This is a genomic window from Pseudomonas sp. IT-P12, assembly GCF_949767465.1.
In the GTDB taxonomy this organism is placed as follows: domain Bacteria; phylum Pseudomonadota; class Gammaproteobacteria; order Pseudomonadales; family Pseudomonadaceae; genus Aquipseudomonas.
The window spans coordinates 164828-184573 of the sequence record NZ_CATKPY010000026.1; the positions used below are offsets into that span (position 1 = coordinate 164828).

At 62.6% G+C, this 19746-nt stretch carries 11 protein-coding genes; 7 read left to right on the top strand and 4 right to left on the bottom strand.

Annotated features, from left to right (window positions below):
• The first annotated feature begins 76 nt into the window (after positions 1–76).
• The 4 genes from ACM6IM_RS25990 (at position 77) to ACM6IM_RS26005 (ending at position 10301) form a co-directional block, all read left to right on the top strand.
• Positions 77–3175 (top strand): dermonecrotic toxin domain-containing protein, encoded by a 3099-nt coding sequence (locus ACM6IM_RS25990; protein ID WP_414866684.1) that lies wholly within the window; start codon positions 77–79, stop codon positions 3173–3175.
• A gap of 199 nt (positions 3176–3374) precedes the next feature.
• Positions 3375–7661, top strand: coding sequence for a membrane-targeted effector domain-containing toxin (locus tag ACM6IM_RS25995; RefSeq protein ID WP_414866685.1), 4287 nt, complete (start codon positions 3375–3377; stop codon positions 7659–7661).
• Positions 7662–7837: 176 nt separating this feature from the next.
• Positions 7838–8977: a mandelate racemase/muconate lactonizing enzyme family protein gene (locus ACM6IM_RS26000; RefSeq protein ID WP_414866686.1), complete on the top strand. Its 1140-nt coding sequence runs from the start codon at positions 7838–7840 to the stop codon at positions 8975–8977.
• Positions 8978–9017: 40 nt separating this feature from the next.
• Complete coding sequence (locus ACM6IM_RS26005; RefSeq protein WP_201195299.1) at positions 9018–10301, top strand: MFS transporter; 1284 nt, start codon at positions 9018–9020, stop codon at positions 10299–10301.
• Between the two features lie 131 nt (positions 10302–10432).
• On the opposite strand, the gene guaA is transcribed toward ACM6IM_RS26005, so the two are convergent.
• The 4 genes from guaA to ACM6IM_RS26025 form a co-directional block, all read right to left on the bottom strand.
• Positions 10433–12010: a glutamine-hydrolyzing GMP synthase gene (guaA, locus tag ACM6IM_RS26010; RefSeq protein ID WP_192302599.1), complete on the bottom strand. Its 1578-nt coding sequence runs from the start codon at positions 12008–12010 to the stop codon at positions 10433–10435.
• A gap of 98 nt (positions 12011–12108) precedes the next feature.
• Complete coding sequence (guaB, locus tag ACM6IM_RS26015) at positions 12109–13578, bottom strand: IMP dehydrogenase (protein ID WP_192302600.1); 1470 nt, start codon at positions 13576–13578, stop codon at positions 12109–12111.
• Positions 13579–13684: 106 nt separating this feature from the next.
• Positions 13685–14233, bottom strand: coding sequence for a sugar ABC transporter ATPase (locus ACM6IM_RS26020; RefSeq protein WP_192302601.1), 549 nt, complete (start codon positions 14231–14233; stop codon positions 13685–13687).
• Positions 14234–14403: 170 nt separating this feature from the next.
• Positions 14404–15171, bottom strand: coding sequence for a sulfite exporter TauE/SafE family protein (locus ACM6IM_RS26025; RefSeq protein ID WP_192302602.1), 768 nt, complete (start codon positions 15169–15171; stop codon positions 14404–14406).
• Positions 15172–15356: 185 nt separating this feature from the next.
• Between ACM6IM_RS26025 and xseA the strand changes: the two genes are divergently transcribed.
• The 3 genes from xseA (at position 15357) to leuA (ending at position 19674) form a co-directional block, all read left to right on the top strand.
• A complete protein-coding gene (gene xseA, locus ACM6IM_RS26030) occupies positions 15357–16736 on the top strand; it encodes an exodeoxyribonuclease VII large subunit (RefSeq protein ID WP_414866687.1) in 1380 nt (459 codons plus the stop codon).
• A gap of 3 nt (positions 16737–16739) precedes the next feature.
• A complete protein-coding gene (locus ACM6IM_RS26035) occupies positions 16740–17561 on the top strand; it encodes a peptidoglycan DD-metalloendopeptidase family protein (RefSeq protein ID WP_414866688.1) in 822 nt (273 codons plus the stop codon).
• A gap of 433 nt (positions 17562–17994) precedes the next feature.
• Positions 17995–19674 (top strand): 2-isopropylmalate synthase, encoded by a 1680-nt coding sequence (leuA, locus tag ACM6IM_RS26040; protein WP_414866689.1) that lies wholly within the window; start codon positions 17995–17997, stop codon positions 19672–19674.
• Positions 19675–19746: the final 72 nt, after the last annotated feature.

Consider the following 19746-nt stretch of genomic DNA (forward strand, 5'->3'; position numbering starts at 1 on the left):
TGCGGTACATATGTAGCGCACCGCCCCGGATCGAATGGTTCACCCTCGCCGTCCCTGTTCTCAAGGAATCGAGCCAATGAACCCGAAACAACCCCGTCCCTTGCCCAACGCCGCCGACAAGGCGGCCCTCAAGGTGCTCGCCGCCCATGTCGTCAAGGCCTGTCCGAGCCTGCACGATGCGGCCCACGAAGTCGCCGCCCACCTGCTGGTCCAGCATGGCCTCAGCCATCTGGACCCCGACCAGGTGTATTTCCACCGTTTCAAGTCCGCGCAAAGCCTGGAATCTTCGTTCACCGGTTGGCAGCATTACGGCGAAAAGCCTTACGACTCCCTGACCCTGACGCAACTGGTGATCCACCGATTCCGCGCCACCGACCAGGACAACGCCGACCTGCTGGACCTGTACGGCGGGTTCTATACCGCAGGCCCCGAGGCGGAAAACTTCGATGCCAGCAACGAGGTGCAGTTGCGGGGCAACGAGGTGCTGAAGGCCTTCTGGGACATCGACTTCAGCCAGTTGTACCGCCATCAACTGCATGCGTTCTGGGACGCCTGGGCCGGCGATTTCCGCACGCTGGCCAAATGCACCTTCCTCGGCAAAGCCATCGAGGCCCGGGACAACGGGCAGTTGAGCGACGATGATTGGCAAACCGCACTCGATGCCGTCATCGGCCCCCTCACCTGGCCCATCACGTTGAAGCTGTTGCAAACCGATGCCGAGCCCGGCCCGCACCTGCGTGTCGCGGCACTGGATATCGCCGGGCATGCCGCCAGCAACATCCTGCGCATCATCGACGCCAAGGGCCGGCAGATCCTCTATGTGCCGGGCGAAAGCCAGGCGTTCCATGTGTTCGAAACGCCCTCGGACCTGCACGGGTGGATCCTGACTCAAATGAACGATGAAGCGCTTCGCCGCGCCTTCATGAATCACTTCCCGCTGTCCGAACGCCAGGCCATCGACGATCACCTCGCCGACCTGATGAATCGCCTGGTGAACACCTGGGGTCATGCCGATCATCAGTTGATCAATCAGAAAGACCAGGCCATCGCCGGGGACGCCTTCGGCTGGCTGCGTGATTCGACCCGCCGCGCCATGACCCATGAAGCCGATCTGGCGCTGACCTCCAATGGTGATCTGCGCAAAAAGCTCTGGATCGGTTACCTGAGTGCCGGCCTGAAGGTGTTCGGCCCGATGGCCGCCGTCGGCTGGCCGGTGGCGCTGCCGGTGATCGGCGCCGGGGTGGCCAGCATGGGCCTGAACATCGACCAGGCGGTCAACGGCAAGACGGCCGCCGAGCGCAAGGACGGCGTGATCGGGGCGATCTTCAATGCCATCGACGTGCTGTTCAACCTGCCGTTTCTCAAAGGGGTCGGCCCGATGGCCGAGGTCGGTGCCGAGGTCGAGGCGGCCGAAGCGGCGGAATGGGATGAGTATTCCGAAGCGCTGCGACCACCGGAAGAACCCGCGCCTCCCAGCAAGCCTGAGGTACAGACCGAGGCGGCTTTGCCGATTCCGGGGGAAATCCCCCGCGCGCCCGCAGAACCGGTTCGCCCCCGCGACATACCGCAAAAATTTCAAACCAACGAACTGCTGGACGGCAAAACCCCGATCAGCGAGCCCGGAAAATTCCAGGGCATCTACACGCTCGACGGCGATCCGCCCCACGCCATCCTGATCGACGACAGCGCCTACTACGTGCGCTACTTTCCTGACGCCCAGGGCGGCGGGTACTGGGCCATCGTCGATCCCGCCAGGCCCAACCAGTTCATCCACTCACTGCCCGTGCACCTGAACGCCGAAGGCCAATGGGAACGGATGCCCAGGCTGCGTTTGCCGGCGGGCGGGCAATGCTTTGGCAAAGGCTGTGTGCTCGAACTGGACTCATCGCTGGAAGGTTCGCAGACGGAAAACTCGCTGGACACCCTGCCGTCCCGCACTGAAGAAACAGAGTTATCCGACGCTTCGGCCCCGCGGCTGGTGACGACCGCCTACGATGTCGACAGGCACGCCTTGCCCCGTCTGAAACGCTGGGCACTGGGCATTCCCGAAACCCACGTTCGAGTGCAGATCGGCCCCGGCGGCGCACTGGTCGTGCCCGACCGCTATGCCCCGAACTTTGCCGAGAAAGCGCGGGCACTGCTGCTGTCGAGCAGGCGCTTCTATGCAAACCTGCAGTGGCAAAACCTGCCTGTGCGCCCGACAATCCCCACCCTGGAGCCCTCGACATCGTTCAGTGCGTTGGTGGAACGTGTGTTCATCGAAGCGCCCGGCCTGGTCATCGGTGAAACCCTTGACCGGCTCACCAGCATGCGTCTGGTGATCGAGAACATGCCCTCGATGGCGGCCCAAGGGCTGAAAACCATTTACATGCGTCGATTGCTGGCCGATTTTGCCCAGGCAGATCTCAACGACTACTTCACCAGCGGTGTCATGTCCGAGGACCTGCTGAGCTATCTGCGACGTCTGGGCACCGACCCCACCGGCCGATTCAACCAGCTGGAACTGGTCAAGAGCGCACAGGCCAATGGGGTTCGCGTTCAGGCCCTGGATTGCGCGGCGAACTATCGCAGACCGGTCCCGCAAACCGCCGTGGACGAACAGATGATGGCCAATCACCTGACCAACGAAATCATGTTCACCGACAAGTTACTGAACGGCCATGGCAAGTGGCTGATACTGACCGGTGCCGAGAGCACCAACACCTTCAGAGGCCTGGCAGGGCTCGCCGAGCTGGAAGGTGGCATCGGTGTGCGGATCGAAGACGTCAACCCGGGGCAAGGGCAGCGCCTGGAGATCGATCCTGGTATCGACGTCGATCGCGGGCCCTTTTTCACCGACGACAACACGCGCGGAACCGCCGATACGCTGCAGGCGGACTTGCGCCTGCAAGTGGAAGCGCCTCAGCTGACACGCACCGACGAGTATCTCCAGCGCTTGCTGTATCGCAAGGGGATGTACCTGTTCGAGAAGGCCGGGGATGCGTACACCCTCGTCCATCGCGGTACCAGTGGCTCCCTTGTGCGAACCGCCGTGGAGCCCATGGCCGATGGCAACGTCTGCATCAATCGCCCGGCGTGGACCCAGGTCAGCGGCAAGCCGTTCGCCAGCATCGATCAGCTGTCGAACGCACTCAATGGCATGGGGCTGGTGCTGCAGAACCGTATCCCGAGTTGATCAGCCTGCTCGATGTTCAATGACCCGCCGGGCCGTGTTCGGCCTGTGCGGGTTCAGGATTCGCTCGTCTGGCGCGACGTTTTCCTATGCACCCCATCCTTGATCCGACATCACGGTGCCCTGACGTCTGACAGACCCATCGCCCTCCGGCCTGAAATGATCGCGGCTGTTTTCACCCACCCACGATCAAGGAAAGCCTGTGGACACTCAAAAAGACCCCGCACTGCCCAACGCCGCTGACAGAGAGGCACTCAAGGCGCTGGTTCCGACCATGGTCGAAGCCTGCCCCGACCTGTATGAAATGGCCTGCGCCATCGCCCGGGACATTCTTGTCAAACATGACCTTGCCCACCTGGAGCCCGAGCAGGTTTATTTCCACCGCTTTCGCGCCGCCCAAAGCAGCCCGCGCACCTTTACCGGCTGGGAACACCGGCTCGAAACCCCGCGCGAATCGATGACCCTGCCGCAACTGGTGATCCAGCGCTTCAACGTGCATGACCAGGACAACGCCGACCTGCTCGACGCCGACGCCGGTTTCTACAGCGCCGGGCCGGACGCGCAAAACTATGACGAAAGCAATGAAGTCCGGCTGCACGCCAAGGACGTGTTGAAGGCTTTCTGGGAGATCGACTTCGCCGATCACTACCGGCAAAAGATCAAGTCGTTCTGGAACAAGCACAGCAAGACCTTCCGCGCGCTGGCCAAGTGCACCTTCCTCGCCAAGGCCATGGAAGACCGTGAAAGCGGCCGGCTATCCGATCAAAACTTCAAGACGGTGGTCAGCGCCGTCGCGGGAAACATCCGTTGGCCGGTGACGCGACAGATGCTCGAAGACGAAGCACCGCCAGCCAAGGGCGTGCGTGTCAGCCTGCTGAAGATCGGCGGGTTCGTGGCCACCGACATCCTGTGCATCGTCGATGCCCAGGGCCGGAAAATGATCTACACCCCTGGCGAAATCTGGGGCGTGCACGCCTTGCAGTCCGATCGCCATGTGCATTGGTGGGTCCTGTCGAAAATCGGCAAGCCATCGGACCGCAAACGTTTCATGGCGCACTTCCAGGTCGCCGACCACGACATCATGCAAGACACGGCCTCGCGCCAGAGTGCCAAGCACAGCTGGCTCTCCCTGGAGAATCCGGGCGTGAACCTCGTCGCCCTGTTGTTCCGTGAGCCGCACATCGAGAACGTCGGGCTCAATCACGTGCTGGACCTGCTGGTCAGCACCTGGGACAGCAACGATCACCAACTGGTGGAACACAGCGCCGAAGCCCTGGACGGCGATGCCTTCACCTTTCTGGCGAGCGCCACCCATGCGCGCATGATCAGCGACGCCGAGTTCATGCTGCACTCCAATGGCGAGTTGCGTAAAAAACTGTGGATCGGCTACCTCAACGCCTTCAACAAAATGTTCGGTCCCATGGCCGCCGTGGGCTGGCCGGTCGCTCTGGCGGTCGTCGGTGCGGGTATCGCCAACGTTGGCCTGCAGATCGACCAGGCGGTCAACGGCAAAACCCCGGGCGCGCGCAAATCGGCGGTGACCGCAGCGATTTTCACCGCCATCGACACGCTGTTCAACGCCACGTTCCTCAAGGGCCCGGAGCTTCCGGAAATCGCCGAGACCTCGATGCTCATCGAGGAAGAAGAGCATCTGCTGTTTGCCGAGCAGGCCCGGACGCCACTGCCGACACTGCAGGAGATCGCCCCGAAACAGGTGCTCCCGGCTGCCCCGGAGGACTTTCTCGCGGCCTTCAAGACCACGGTCGGCGAAGCCACGATGGTCCAGACCGATAGCCCGAAATTCCAGGAGATCATCACCACTGCGTCCGGCAAGCATTACATCTATATGCGTCGCGCTGGCAGCGATGGGTTCTATGCGGTGCGTTACGTCGAGCAGATCCGCGGCTGGGTCATCGTCGATCCGCTTCATCCGCATTCGTTTTATCGCAATGTGCCAGTGCGCCTGAACGAGGCGCTGAAATGGCAACCGGTCGCGCGTCCCGGCCTGCGGGGCGGCATGAAGATTTTCGGCGAATGGCCCTGGGGCCACACCGCCAGCGCGCTGCCAGAGACGGCGACGCCCCCGATGCCGTATGACGTTCCGCCCAAGTCGACATCGGCGCTGCGAGCATTGGCGCAAAGCCGAGTCGAGGATTTCCCGCTGGACCCGGTGCACGGCAGCGACAGCCTCTATCAGGACTTCAAGAGCCTGCGCCGCAGCCTGTATGACGACGCCATCGACTTCTACAGCGCCCCGAGCGTGCCGCCGCGCCCGACGGTGCCGGCCTTCAAACCCTCGACCCCGTTCGCCGACATGAGCAAGCGCCTGTTCAAGGAGGCGCCCGGCCTGGTGATCGGTCAGGACACCGCCGCCACGGGCGCCCGGCAAGTGCTGATCGACAACTTCAAAGTGCTGAACAAGCAGAAGGTCAGAACCCTGTACCTGGATCATCTGCTGACCGATTTTCATCAGGCGGATCTCGACCTGTTCAATCGCACCGGGAAGATGCCGTCCGCGCTCGAGGAATCGCTGCAGGCGCTGGATGTCCGCTTCGGCAGCGACCCGACCGGCCCCCACAGCTACACGGCGCTGGTCAAGGCGGCGCAGAAAAACCATCTTCGCGTACAAGCCATCGACTGCATGGCCAGCCGCCGCTTCCCGCACATGGAGCGGACCACGGAGGCCAGCAGCCGCAAGATGATGAATTACTTTTCCGACACCGCGATCCGCGCAGACCAGGCCGCTCACGGGGCCAACCGCTGGGTGGCATTGGTGGACGAAGTGCGTGCCAGCACCTTCGACCGCGTCGCCGGCGTCAGCGAACTGCAAGGTGCCGTCTCCCTTCGCGTGGAAGAATTGCCCGTCGGCAGGGCGAATGGCCTGTGGTCCGATCCGGGGAAAAAGGTGCGAGACCTGCTGGGCAACCCCATTGATCTGCTCAAGAGCGATCTGCGCCTGCAACTGGACGGCCCGCCGCCGACGATCACCGCCAACAGCGTCGAAAATGCCCTGCCCAGGGGCGGCATGTTCATGATCCAGGACAACGACACGCTCATCCATCGCAGCGGCGACGGTTCACTGGTGCAGACACCGATCCAGCACGATGCCGGCGGCTTTTTTATCGTGCGCCCGCGATGGGGCATGGTCAGTGGACGGCACTTCGACAGTGTCCATGAACTGGCCCTGGGGATTGAGGATGAAGGCCTGTCGCTGACGCGTGTGCGCATTGACCCTCTGGCGGGCGAATCGCCGGTGCGCGAGCCGTCGCCCTCCACGTCCGTCACTCGCGACCAGACCACAGCGCAATCGACGCTGCCCGACACCGCGCTGTTCCGTTCGCCCTATGAAATTCCCCACCCGTATCGCGCAAGACTGAAACAGGCCGCCTCTGCACCGGGCGGCCGATCACTGGGGGATCACATCGTGAGCATCAGTGGCGACTCCCCCCTGGAAGTGTTCAAGGCCCTACGCAAAAACCTGCGCGACGCGGCCACGCGCTTCTATGCCGAATTGAACCTTGCACCGCGTCCGGCGATGCCGCCCCTCGACCCGGCTTCCAGCGCCGAGTCATTCATCGACTGGTGGATCGAACATTTCGACGGGCTGGTCATCGGTGAAAGTCATGCCGAAATCGGCAGCAAGCAATGGTTGATCGAACAGATGCCGATGCTCTCTCGCAAGGGCGTGAAAACCCTGTACATGGAGCATCTGCTCACCGACTTCCATCAGGCCGCGTTGGACAACTTCGCCAAGACCTCGGTCATGCCCAGGGATCTGGAGTTGTACCTGCAAAGCCTTGATCAGGGCCATGGGACGGACCCCCTGCAACGTTTCAACTTCCTCGAGCTGGTGAAAGAAGCCAACCGCCACGGCATACGGATCCAGGCCATCGACTGCATGACCAGTTATCGCCTTGAAGGGCTGTCGGGCCTGGGCAAGACGACCCGGCAACAGATGATGAATTACTACGCCCATACCGTGATCGACGCCGATCAGGCCCTGCGCGGGTCACACAAATGGGTGGCGTTGATGGGTAATTCACATGCGAACACCTATGAAGGTGTCGCCGGAGTCAGTGAACTGGACAAGGCTATCGGGCTGCGTGTCGAGGACGTGACCATAGGGCCGTCGAGCGGCTACGAGCCGGATCCCGGACGAACCTTCGTCGACAATGAAGGCAGGCCCGCCGGTCATGTCAAGAGCGATCTGCGTCTGCAATTTCCCACCCCGTTCCACGCACAGTCGGCGCAGGAGATCGAACAGCTATTGCCGCGTCCGGGGATGTACAGCCTGCAAAGGGAACTCGAAAGCACTTCGCTGATTCATCGGGGGCGAGACGGTGCCATTGCCAGGACACCCGTTCGCTTTGAATCCGGTCGCTACTTCATCGAGCGTCCGGCCTGGCCGACGTTGCACCAGAAACGCTTCGACAGCATGCAGGCCCTGCTCAAGGCACTGGATGAGCGAGGCATGACCCTGGCCAGTTGATCGAATGATCCCCCCTGTCTCGTTCCGAATGCCCCGATCCGGGGCGAGACAGGGTGCAAACCGCCGCCTGCGCCCCTCCGTGTGACAAAATGTTTCGCAGCCACTTTTGATGTTGTACGATGACGTACCTGTCCAGGGCAGACCCACAATTCATAAAAAATGGGGAAGATCGACCTGTGATCATCAGCAACATCGAAGTTATTCGCATCAGCATCCCGTTCAGCACCGGCGCCAGCCAACGGCAGAATCACGGCCAGGCCAAGGACGACGACGCTTTCAATGCCGCCTCGCCGAGCCATCAGCGCATGCAGAGCCTGATGCTGAAAATCACCACGGACACCGGATTGGTGGGCTGGGGTGAAGCCTTCGGGCACGGCTCCAATCCGGTGACGTACCAGGCGTTGTCGGCGGTCGTCGGCCCGATGTTCATCGGCACGTCGCTGGCAGATCGCGAGCAGACCCTGGAAAAGGCGCGTCGCGCCTTGCATGGCTTTGGCTCGACCGGCGCGATGGTCTACGCCCTTTCGGGCATCGACATCGCCCTGTGGGACCTCGCGGCCCAGGTCGCTGGCGTTCCCCTGTACCAACTGCTGGGTGGCACCGCGCGTACGCTCGAGCTGTATGCGAGCCTGGTCAGCTATGGCAACGATCCTGACGAAGTCTATCGACAAGTCAGCCGTGCCCGCGACCTGGGCTTTCGCAAGATCAAACTGCACGAAACCCACGTCGACGCGATAGCCGCTGCCCGCCGGGCACTGCCTGTAGCGGCCGGCGAGTTGATGGTGGATGTGAATTGCCCATGGTCGGTGGCTGAAGCCAGCGAAGTCGCCGAGCGCTTGCGCGCGCTGGAACTGACCTGGCTGGAGGAGCCGGTCTGGCCACCTGACGATGCCGCCGGGCTGGCGCTGGTACGTCGCAACGGCGTGCCGCTGTCCGCCGGGGAGAACGCTGCCGGCGTGCAAGGCATCAAGACCCTGCTGGAACAGCAGGCGATTGACGTCGTGCAACCCAGCGTGGCGAAAATCGGCGGCATCGGCGCCATGCTCCAGGTATTTGCCCTGGCCAGGCAGCATGGCGTGAAAATCGTGCCGCACTGCTTCTACTTTGGCCCGGGCCTGTTGGCCGTGGCGCACCTGTGCACGTTGCTGCCCCCAGAAGTGGCGGTGGAGGTGCCGTTCATTGAATTCGAACGCCTGCTCTACCCCGCCCTGGCCTTCAAGCCCCGCATGGAACTGCCGACTGACGCCGGCCTGGGTTTCAAACCGGATCTGCAAGTGATCGAAGACTACTGCCTGGAACGGACTTTGATCGACTGAGCCCCCGCTGTTTTCTGTCAATAATAAAGGCCATAAAAGAATGAAAGGCTATTACCGTTGGAACATTGCCGGGCTGCTGTTCTTCGCCGGCATGCTCAATTACCTCGACCGCGCGGCGCTCTCGGTGGTCGCGCCACTGCTCAAGACCGAATTGCACATCGACGATGCGCAAATGGGTTTCATCTTCAGCTCGTTTTTCTTCGGCTACTGCGCCCTGTGCTTCATCGGCGGCTGGGCGGCGGACAAATATGGGCCGAAAAAGGTGTTCGCCTGGGCCGCCGGCAGCTGGTCGGTGTTCTGCGGCCTGACTGCGGTCATCACCGGTTACCTGCAACTGCTGATCTTCCGGGTGTTGTTCGGCATGGGCGAGGGGCCGATGGGCACCACCACCAACAAGTCGATCACCAACTGGTTTCCGCGCCAGGAAGCGGGACGGGCGCTGGGCTTCACCAACTGCGGGCAACCCCTGGGCGCGGCCCTGGCTGGCCCGGTGGTCGGACTGGTGGCGTTCAACTTCGGCTGGCGCATTTCCTTCGTCGTCATCGCCGTGCTGGGCGCCCTGTGGTTGCTGGCCTGGCTGATGATCTTCAAGGACACCCCGGATCAGCATGCGAGCGTTTCCCAGGCCGAGCGCGACTTCATTCGCGCGGGCCGCGAGGAAGTGCTGGTGGAGAACGTGGAAGAAGGCCGCAGCCTGTTCAGCTACATCTTCTCCATCCCGGTGCTGGCGGTCGCGACCGCGTTCTTCTGCTTCAACTACGTGCTGTACTTCTTCCTCACCTGGTTACCCAGCTACCTGATGGACTACCAGCATCTCGATATCAAGAGTATGAGCATCATCGGCGTCATCCCTTGGCTTGGCGCGGCGGTGGGCTTCCTCGGTGGCGGCTTCCTGACCGATGCCCTGACCAAACGGCTGGGCAACGTCATCCTTGCCCGCAAAATCATGCTCACCCTGGGCCTGGGCGTTGCCGCCACGTGCGTGCTGATCACCACCCAGGTGACCTCGCTGGGCATGGCGGTGGCCTGCATCACCGTCTCCAGCGTGTTCCTGTTCGTGACCCCACAGATCTGCTGGGCGCTGATCCAGGACATCGTGCCGAAAAACCGCGTCGGCGGCACCGGTGGCTTCGTTCACCTGCTGGCCAACATCGCCGGGATCATCGCGCCCACGCTGACCGGGCTGGTCGTTCAATACGGCGGCGGCTACAACGTGGCCTTCATCATCTCGGCGGCGGTCTGCGGTCTGGGCATGTTGGTCGTGATACTCGCGGTGAAAGGACAGAGCCACCAGGCGCCCGTTGCGGCCGCCGCGATGCGCTGAGGCCTGCGGGTCATCCAGATACGACAAGGGCGCCTTTCGGCGCCCCTTCGTACACGCTCATGACTCGGGTGTCGGCTCGGGCATGAAAAAACCGGCCAAAGCCGGTTTTTTTTTCATGCTGCGCTATGGGATCACTCCCACTCAATCGTCGCAGGCGGCTTGCTCGACACGTCGTAAGTGACGCGGGAGATGCCTTCGATTTCATTGATGATACGGCCGCTGACGGTTTCCAGCAGTTCGTACGGCAGGTGCGCCCAACGGGCGGTCATGAAGTCGATGGTTTCCACGGCACGCAGGGCCACGACCCAGGCGTAACGACGGCCATCGCCCACCACGCCCACCGATTTCACCGGCTGGAACACCACGAAGGCCTGGCTGACCTTGTGATACCAGTCGGCCTTGCGCAGTTCTTCGATGAAGATGTGGTCGGCGCGACGCAGCAGGTCGGCGTATTCCTTCTTCACTTCACCGAGGATCCGCACGCCCAGGCCCGGGCCCGGGAACGGGTGGCGGTAGACCATGTCGTACGGCAGGCCCAGTTCCAGGCCCAGACGGCGGACTTCGTCCTTGAACAGTTCGCGCAGTGGCTCGACCAGCTTCAGGTTCATCTCTTCCGGCAGGCCGCCCACGTTGTGGTGCGACTTGATCACGTGGGCCTTGCCGCTTTTCGCGCCAGCCGACTCGATCACGTCCGGGTAGATGGTGCCCTGGGCCAGGTACTTGATGTTGTCCAGTTTGCAGGATTCGGCATCGAACACGTCGATGAAGGTACGGCCGATGATCTTGCGCTTCTTCTCCGGGTCGGCTTCGCCGGCCAGGTTGTTGAGGAACTGCTCTTCGGCGTTGGCGCGGATCACCTTGACGCCCATGTTCTCGGCGAACATGGCCATCACTTGCTCGCCTTCGTGCAGGCGCAGCAGGCCGTTGTCGACGAAGACGCAGGTCAGTTGGTCGCCGATCGCCTTGTGCAGCAGCGCGGCAACCACCGAGGAGTCGACACCGCCGGACAGGCCCAGCAGCACGTTGTCGGTGCCGACCTGGGCGCGCACCTGGGCGATGGCGTCTTCGGCGATCTTCGACGGGGTCCACAGCGCTTCGCAGCCACAGATGTCGAGGACGAAGCGCGACAGGATGCGACCGCCCTGCTTGGTGTGGGTCACTTCCGGGTGGAACTGCACGCCGTAGTAGGCGCGCTCGTCGCTGAACATGCCGGCGATCGGGCAGCTCGGGGTGCTGGCCAGGACGTGGAAGTCGCCCGGCATCCGGGTGACCTTGTCACCGTGGCTCATCCACACGTCGAGGCCGAACAGGCCGTCGGCGTCGACGTGGTCTTCGATACCGTCCAGCAGGCGGCTCTTGCCGACCACATCGACACGGGCGTAACCGAACTCACGCAGCTCGGAGCCTTCCACCTTGCCGCCCAACTGCTCGGCCATGGTCTGCATGCCGTAGCAGATGCCGAACACCGGTACGCCCAGGTCCCAGACTGCCTGTGGCGCGCGCGGGCTGTCCGCCACGTGTACCGACTCCGGGCCACCCGCGAGGATGATCCCCTTTGGCGCGAATTCGCGAATCGCTTCGTCGTCCATGTCGAACGGATGCAGTTCGCAGTACACACCGATTTCACGCACGCGGCGGGCGATCAGCTGGGTGTACTGGGAACCGAAATCGAGGATCAGGATGCGGTGAGCGTGAATATCGAGGGCCATGATTCAGTCTCGTCTAAGTCATTCAGAAACAGTCGTGATTCAGAAACAACTCGGGGCTGAATAAAACAGCCCCGGTCGTAAACTTTTTGCTTGAAGGCTCAACCTACGCGGTAGTTTGGCGCTTCCTTGGTGATCTGTACGTCGTGTACGTGGGACTCGGCCATGCCAGCGCCGGTGATCCGCACGAACTCGGGGATGGTGCGCATTTGCTCGATGTCGGCGCTACCGGTGTAGCCCATCGAGGAACGCAGGCCGCCCATCAACTGGTGGATGATCGCGCTCAGGCTGCCCTTGTACGGGACACGCCCTTCGATGCCTTCCGGAACCAGTTTCTCGGCGCCGGCCGAGGAGTCCTGGAAGTAGCGGTCGGAGGAACCCTGGGCCTGGGACATGGCGCCCAGCGAACCCATGCCACGGTAAGCCTTGTACGAACGGCCCTGGAACAGTTCGATCTCGCCCGGCGCCTCTTCGGTACCGGCGAACATCGAGCCCATCATCACGCAGGAAGCACCGGCCACGATGGCCTTGGACAGGTCACCGGAGAAACGGATGCCGCCGTCGGCGATCAACGGAACGCCGGTGCCTTCGAGGGCAGCGGCAACGTTGGCGATGGCACTGATTTGCGGGACGCCGACACCGGCGACGATACGGGTGGTGCAGATCGAGCCTGGGCCGATACCGACCTTGACGGCGTCGGCGCCCGCTTCGGCCAGGGCCTTGGCGGCAGCGCCGGTGGCGATGTTGCCGCCGATGACCTGCACTTCAGGGAAGTTCTGCTTGACCCAGCGAACGCGGTCGATCACGCCCTTGGAGTGACCGTGGGCGGTGTCGACCACCACCACGTCAACCCCGGCATTGACCAGAGCGGCCACGCGCTCACCGGTGTCTTTGCCGGTACCGACGGCAGCGCCAACGCGCAGACGACCTTGATCGTCCTTGCTGGCCAGCGGGTAAGCCTTGGCTTTTTCGATGTCGTTGACGGTCATCATGCCCTTGAGGGCAAACTTGTCGTCGACGATCAGCACGCGCTCGATGCGGTGCTTGTGCAGCAGCTCGCGAACGTCGTTCTTGTCGGCGCCTTCCTTGACGGTGACCAGACGCTCTTTGGGCGTCATCACGTCGCGGACGCTGGCGTCCAGGCGGCTTTCGAAACGCACGTCACGGGAAGTGACGATGCCGACCAGGTCGCCGTCGTGCAGGACCGGGACGCCGGAAATGTTGTGCAGGCGGGTCAGTTCGAACAGATCACGAACCGTGGCGTCAGCCTCGATGGTGATCGGGTCCTTGACCACGCCGGCTTCGAACTTCTTGACCTTGCGCACTTCGGCAGCTTGCTGCTCGATGGTCATGTTCTTGTGGATGATGCCGATGCCACCTTCCTGAGCCATGGCGATTGCCAGACGGGCTTCAGTGACGGTGTCCATGGCGGCAGAAACCAGAGGAATGTTCAGCTCGATGCCACGGGTAAGGCGGGTCTTCAGACTGACTTCGTTAGGAAGCACCTCGGAATAACCGGGCACGAGGAGAATGTCGTCGAATGTCAGAGCTTCTTGGCTGATACGCAGCATCGCGGGGGCTCCCGAGCGGGAAAATGGAAGCGCGCCATTATAGTCAGACACCCCCTCGGGTTCAATGTAAAACTCTGTCTATTATCAGCATTACGGATGTACGGGTTCAGAGCTCGACCTTGACCCAACTGACGGGCTGATCCAGCCAGTCGGCAAATTCATCGAGAAAGCTCTGCTTGAAGCCGGCCTCGGCCCAGTTGTTGAAGATGAAACCGAGGTTGGAGAAGCCGCATTCCTGGAGGAACAGAAAGCCATTGATGTCATCTTCGTGCCCGCACTCGGGGCAGGTGAAGTTGTCGGTGCGCCCCGGCATCCAGTCTTCCAGGCTTTCGAACAGCGCCTCGCCGACCTCCTGGCGGCATTCGGCGCAGCCCGCCTCCCCCAGGAAACCCTTGGCCGGCGTATAGATGCAGCGCTTGGTCACGATCTCCAGGCCGTTGATCGCCTCGCCGAACGGCAGGGCTTGCGGGTGCAGGACCACCGCACGGGCGCCATCGGCGATCGCGTGGCCCATGCGGTTGCCGGTGCGCCCGCAGGTGCTCAGTTCTTCCTTGATGATGTTCTTGCGCACCAGCCAACGCACCACCGCCCTGGCCCGGGGTTCATGCACCGGCAGCGTGGAGATTTTCGGGACGATGATGCTTTGCGAGTTCATGGTGCAAGCCCTGCTGCAAATACTGAAAATTTTCCCTGCTGTGGGAGCGAGCCTGCTCGCGATAGCGGTGGGTCAGTCACCGTTGAGTCGGCTGACATTGCGCTATCGCGAGCAGGCTTGCTCCCACAAGGAGAAAAGAGGCCGGCAGCTTAATCCCTGACGCGATCCGGTCAAGTGCTCAAATAACGCCCGATCAGGGCAATCCCGCTGGCCAGCACCAGCCAGGTCACCAGCCGCACGAACGCCTCGCGGGACAACCGCAGGGTCAGCCGCCGGCCGATCCACAAGCCCAGCGCCATCGCCGGCAACAGACACAGCGCCAGCATCAACAAGGGTAGCTCGGCATACACCCCCGCGACAGCAAACAGGCTCAGGCGGACCACGGTGCTGCAACTGATCAGCGCACTCTGGGTCGCCCGGGCGGCCTCTTTCGACAACCGGCTGTTCAGGTAGATCGCATAGAGAAAGCCACCACTGCCAAACAATGCCCCGAACATCCCGCCCACCGTGCCCATCGGCACCGACCAGGCGGCCGACAACTGCGTCGGCCGGCGTTTGACCCCCAGGCTGTAGATCGCATAGGCGCTGATGAACAGCCCCATCAACAGCAGCAACACGTCCGAATGCAGGTTCAGCAGGAAAATCACCCCCAGCGTGCAGCCCACCGCCATGCACGGCAACAGCCGCAACAACTCCGGCCGGGCCACGTCCCGCCGCGACGGCAGCAGATTGCCGAACGCCGCGATGAAATCCAGCAGCACCAGCAACGGCACGATCTTCGACAGCGGCATGAACAGAATAAGAATCGGCCCCGCCACCAGCGCCGTGCCGAAACCAGCGATGCCGAACACGATATACGCCAGGGCAATGCCCAGGCCGATCAGTAACCAATCCGTCAGGCCGAAGGGCCATTGGTTCAACAACTCGAGCACATTCATTCCCCTGTCATCCTTGAATTCCGAAGCGAACTCTACCTCCTGTGAGCGCGGGCTTGCTCGCGAAAGCGCTATTTCATTCAATTTCGCCATCGACTGATACACCGTTTTCGCCAGCAAGCCCGCTCCCAACATCGGATGTATCTTGGTCATGGAGATTGAGCCGCGAATGCCTTTAAACTGCGCCCATGATTAAAGATCCCTTTGCAAGACTCGGCCTGGACCGGGAAGTCCTGACTGTCACCCAGCTCAACGGCCGTGCGCGGGTGTTGCTGGAGGACGTGTTCAGCAACATCTGGGTCGAAGGCGAAATCTCCAACCTCGCCCGCCCGGCGTCCGGCCACGTGTATTTCACCCTCAAGGACAGCGGCGCCCAGGTGCGCTGCGCATTGTTCCGGCAGAACGCCGCGCGGGTGCGCCAGGCGTTGAAGGACGGCCTGGCGGTGAAAGTGCGTGGCAAGGTTTCGCTGTTCGAAGGCCGTGGCGACTATCAGTTGATCCTCGACACGGTCGAACCGGCCGGTGACGGCGCGCTGCGCCTGGCCTTCGATGCGCTGAAGGAAAAACTCAGCGCCGAAGGCCTGTTCAGCGCCGAGCGCAAGGTGCCGCTGCCCGCGCATCCGCAACGCATCGGCATCATCAGTTCGCCGACCGGCGCGGTGATCCGCGACATCATCAGCGTGTTCCGCCGCCGGGCGCCGCAGGTGCAATTGACGTTGATCCCCACCGCCGTGCAGGGCCGCGAAGCCACCGCGCAAATCGTCCGCGCCTTGAAACTGGCGGACGCCCGTGGTTTCGATGCCTTGATCCTGGCCCGTGGCGGCGGCTCGCTGGAAGACCTCTGGTGTTTCAACGAAGAAGCCGTGGCCCGCGCCGTGGATGCCTGTGTGACACCGATCGTCAGTGCCGTCGGCCATGAAACCGATGTGTCGATCAGCGACTTCGTCGCCGACGTCCGCGCGCCCACGCCGTCGGCCGCTGCCGAACTGCTGGCACCGGACTCCAGCGACCTGGTGCGTCGGGTCGAAAGCCTGCACCGCCGCCTGGTGATGCGCATGCGCGACCGCCTGATGCGCGACCGCCTGCGTCTGGAGGGCATCGCTCGGCGCCTGCGCCACCCGGGCGAACGCCTGCGCCAGCAGGCACAGCGTCTGGATGACCTGGACATGCGCCTGCGCCGGGCTTTCGAACGCAGCCTCAACACCCGTCGCGAACGCTTGATCCGCCTGGAAACCCGCCTCGCCGGACAGCATCCGGGTCGACAACTGGCCATGTTGCGCCAGCGCCTGGACAGCCTCGCCGAACGCCTGCCCCGTGCCATGCGCGAAGGGCTGAAGGGCCGTCGCCTGCAGCTGCAAAGCCAGATGCAGACGCTGCACGTGGTCAGCCCGCTGGCGACCCTCGGACGTGGCTACAGCATCCTGCTGGACGAGCGCGGCCAAGCGATCCGCAACGCGGCGCAAACCCACAATGGCCAGCGCCTGAAAGCCCGCTTGGGCGAAGGTGAGCTGCACGTGCGGGTCGAGGACAACCACCTGACGCCCGTCACCCTCTCTTTACTGGATTGATCGATGCCACGCCTTTTCGCTTCGCTGCTTGTGTTGTGCCTGAGCTTCAACGCCCATGCCGACAGCTACATCACCCGCCTGTTGAACAAACCCGTGCCGGGCGGCGTGGCCGTGATCGACCTGGGCAGCGCCGCGCAGGCACCGACCGCCCGCTACCAGGGCAAACCGGTTTTGGTGGTCAGGGAGCAGGACAACTGGCGGGCCATCGTCGGCGTGCCGCTGACGGTCAAGCCTGGCGTGCAGTCCATCAGCAGCGGCGGTCGAGACTTCAACTTCACCGTCGGCACCAAGAAATACCCGGAACAGCGCATCACCCTGAAAAACACCCAGCAGGTCAACCCGGATCAGAGCAACCTCAAGCGCATCGAACGCGAGCTGGCCGAGCAGATCGCCGCCTACCGCACCTTCAGCCCGAACACGCCGAGCAACCTGCTGCTGGACAAGCCGGTCAATGGCCCGCTGTCGAGCAAGTTCGGTGTGCGTCGGTTCTTCAACGGCGAGGAGCGCAATCCCCACTCCGGCCTGGATTTCGCCGTGCCCGCCGGCACACCGATCAAGACACCCGCCGCCGGCAAGGTGATCCTGATCGGCAACTACTTCTTCAATGGCAACACCGTGTTCGTCGACCACGGGCAGGGCTTCATCAGCATGTTCTGTCACATGTCGAAGATCGACGTGAAGGTCGGCCAACCGCTGGCCCGCGGCGCGGTGGTCGGGAAGGTCGGCGCCACCGGCCGGGCGACCGGACCGCACATGCACTGGAATGTCAGCCTGAACGATGCGCGGGTGGATCCGGCGATTTTTATCGGGGCGTTCCAGCCCTGAATTTTGTGGTGAGGCGACTTGCGTCATCGCGAGCAGGCTCGCTCCCACAGGGGGACGTGATCAAAGGTGGGAGCGAGCCTGCTTGCGATGAGGCCAGCAAAGGCACCGGATTCCAATTGCGCAGCTTCCAAAGCCTGCGCAACCACTGGGAATATTCGCGCTATCTAAAGCAATAAAATCGCGAGAGAACTGCAATTTCGGATATTCCTCTCAATTTTTTTCGACTGCTTGCCATCCTCCCCCCTCGCGGTTAGGGTTGAAGGCATGAAAACCTCTCACACCCTCATTCAGCTTCGCCAGCACCGCAGCCTGTGCCTCGTCAGCGCACGACTGCCGGGCTGAATCGCGACGCCTCGTCCCACGCTTTTCCCCAAGAACAGTTGAACCACCGGCAGGCCGCCTCTTCTCGGCCCACACAATAAGGATTCCTCCGATGAGCATGCTCAAAGACCCGTCTTCGAAATACCGCGCCTTCCCGGCCATCGACCTCCCGGACCGCACCTGGCCGTCGAAGACCATCACCGCCGTGCCGATCTGGTGCAGTTCCGACCTGCGCGACGGCAACCAGTCGCTGATCGAGCCGATGGACGCGGTGAAAAAACTGCGTTTCTGGAAAACCCTGGTGCAGGTCGGCGTGAAGGAAATCGAAGCCTCGTTCCCGGCGGCGTCGCAGACCGACTTCGACTTCGTGCGCACCCTGATCGAAGACAACCACATCCCGGACGACACCACCATCCAGGTGCTGACCCAGGGCCGTGAAGACCTGATCGCCCGTACCTTCGAATCCCTGCGCGGGGCGAAAAAAGCCATCGTTCACCTGTACAACGCGACCTCCCCTTCCTTCCGCCGCATTGTCTTCAACCAGGACAAGGACGGCATCAAGGAAATCGCCGTGAGCGCGGCCAAGCTGTTCGTCAAGTACGCCGCCCAGCAGCCGGAAACCCAGTGGACGTTCGAGTACTCGCCAGAGACGTTCAGCGCCACCGAACTGGAATTCGCCAAAGAAGTGTGCGACGCCGTGATCGAGGTGTGGAACCCGACACCCGAGCACAAGATGATCCTCAACCTGCCGGCCACCGTCGAATGCGCGACGCCGAACGTGTATGCCGACCAGATCGAATGGTTCGGCCGTCACATCAACCGTCGTGACAGCGTGATCATCAGCCTGCACACCCACAACGACCGTGGCACCGGCGTGGCCGCCACCGAACTGGGCCTGATGGCCGGCGCCGATCGTGTCGAAGGCTGCCTGTTCGGCAACGGCGAACGCACCGGTAACGTCGACCTGGTGACCGTCGCGCTGAACATGTACACCCAAGGCCTGAACCCTGAGTTGGACTTCTCGGACATCGACGGCGTGCGCAAGGTCGTCGAAGAGTGCAACCAGATCCCGGTGCACCCTCGCCACCCGTACGTTGGCGACCTGGTTCACACCGCGTTCTCCGGTTCGCACCAGGATGCCATCCGCAAGGGCTTCGCCCAGCAGAAACCGGACGCCCTGTGGGAAGTGCCGTACCTGCCGATCGACCCGGCCGACATCGGCCGCAGCTACGAGGCGGTCATCCGCGTCAACAGCCAGTCGGGCAAGGGCGGCATCGCCTACCTGCTGGAGTCGGAATACGGCATCAGCCTGCCGCGTCGCATGCAGATCGAGTTCAGCCAGGTCGTGCAGCGTGAAACCGATCGCCTGGGCCTGGAAATGACCGCCCAGCAGATCCACGCCTTGCTGCACAGCGAATACTTGCAGGCCAACACCCCGTATGCGCTGGTCAGCCATCGCCTGCAGGAAGAAAACGGTCACAGCGCCGTGGAAGTGGAAGTGTCCGGCAAAGGCCAGGGCGAGACCAACCTGCACTGGCGCGGCAAGGGCAACGGCGCACTGGAAGCCCTGGTGGCCGGCCTGCCGGTGCCGGTGGAAATCATGGACTACAACGAACACGCCATCGGCGCGGGTACCCACGCCAAAGCGGCGGCCTACATCGAGCTGCGGGTGAACGGTGAGCGCGCGGTGCATGGCGTCGGCATCGACGAAAACATCACCACCGCCAGCTTCAAGGCCCTGTTCAGCGCGCTGAACCGCTCGCTGAGCCAGCCGGAAGCCAAAGCGGCGTAAGCCTTCGCTGAAATACAAAAAGGCCCCGGCGCGAAAGCGTCCGGGGCCTTTTGTTGCCTGATACTTTTGTGC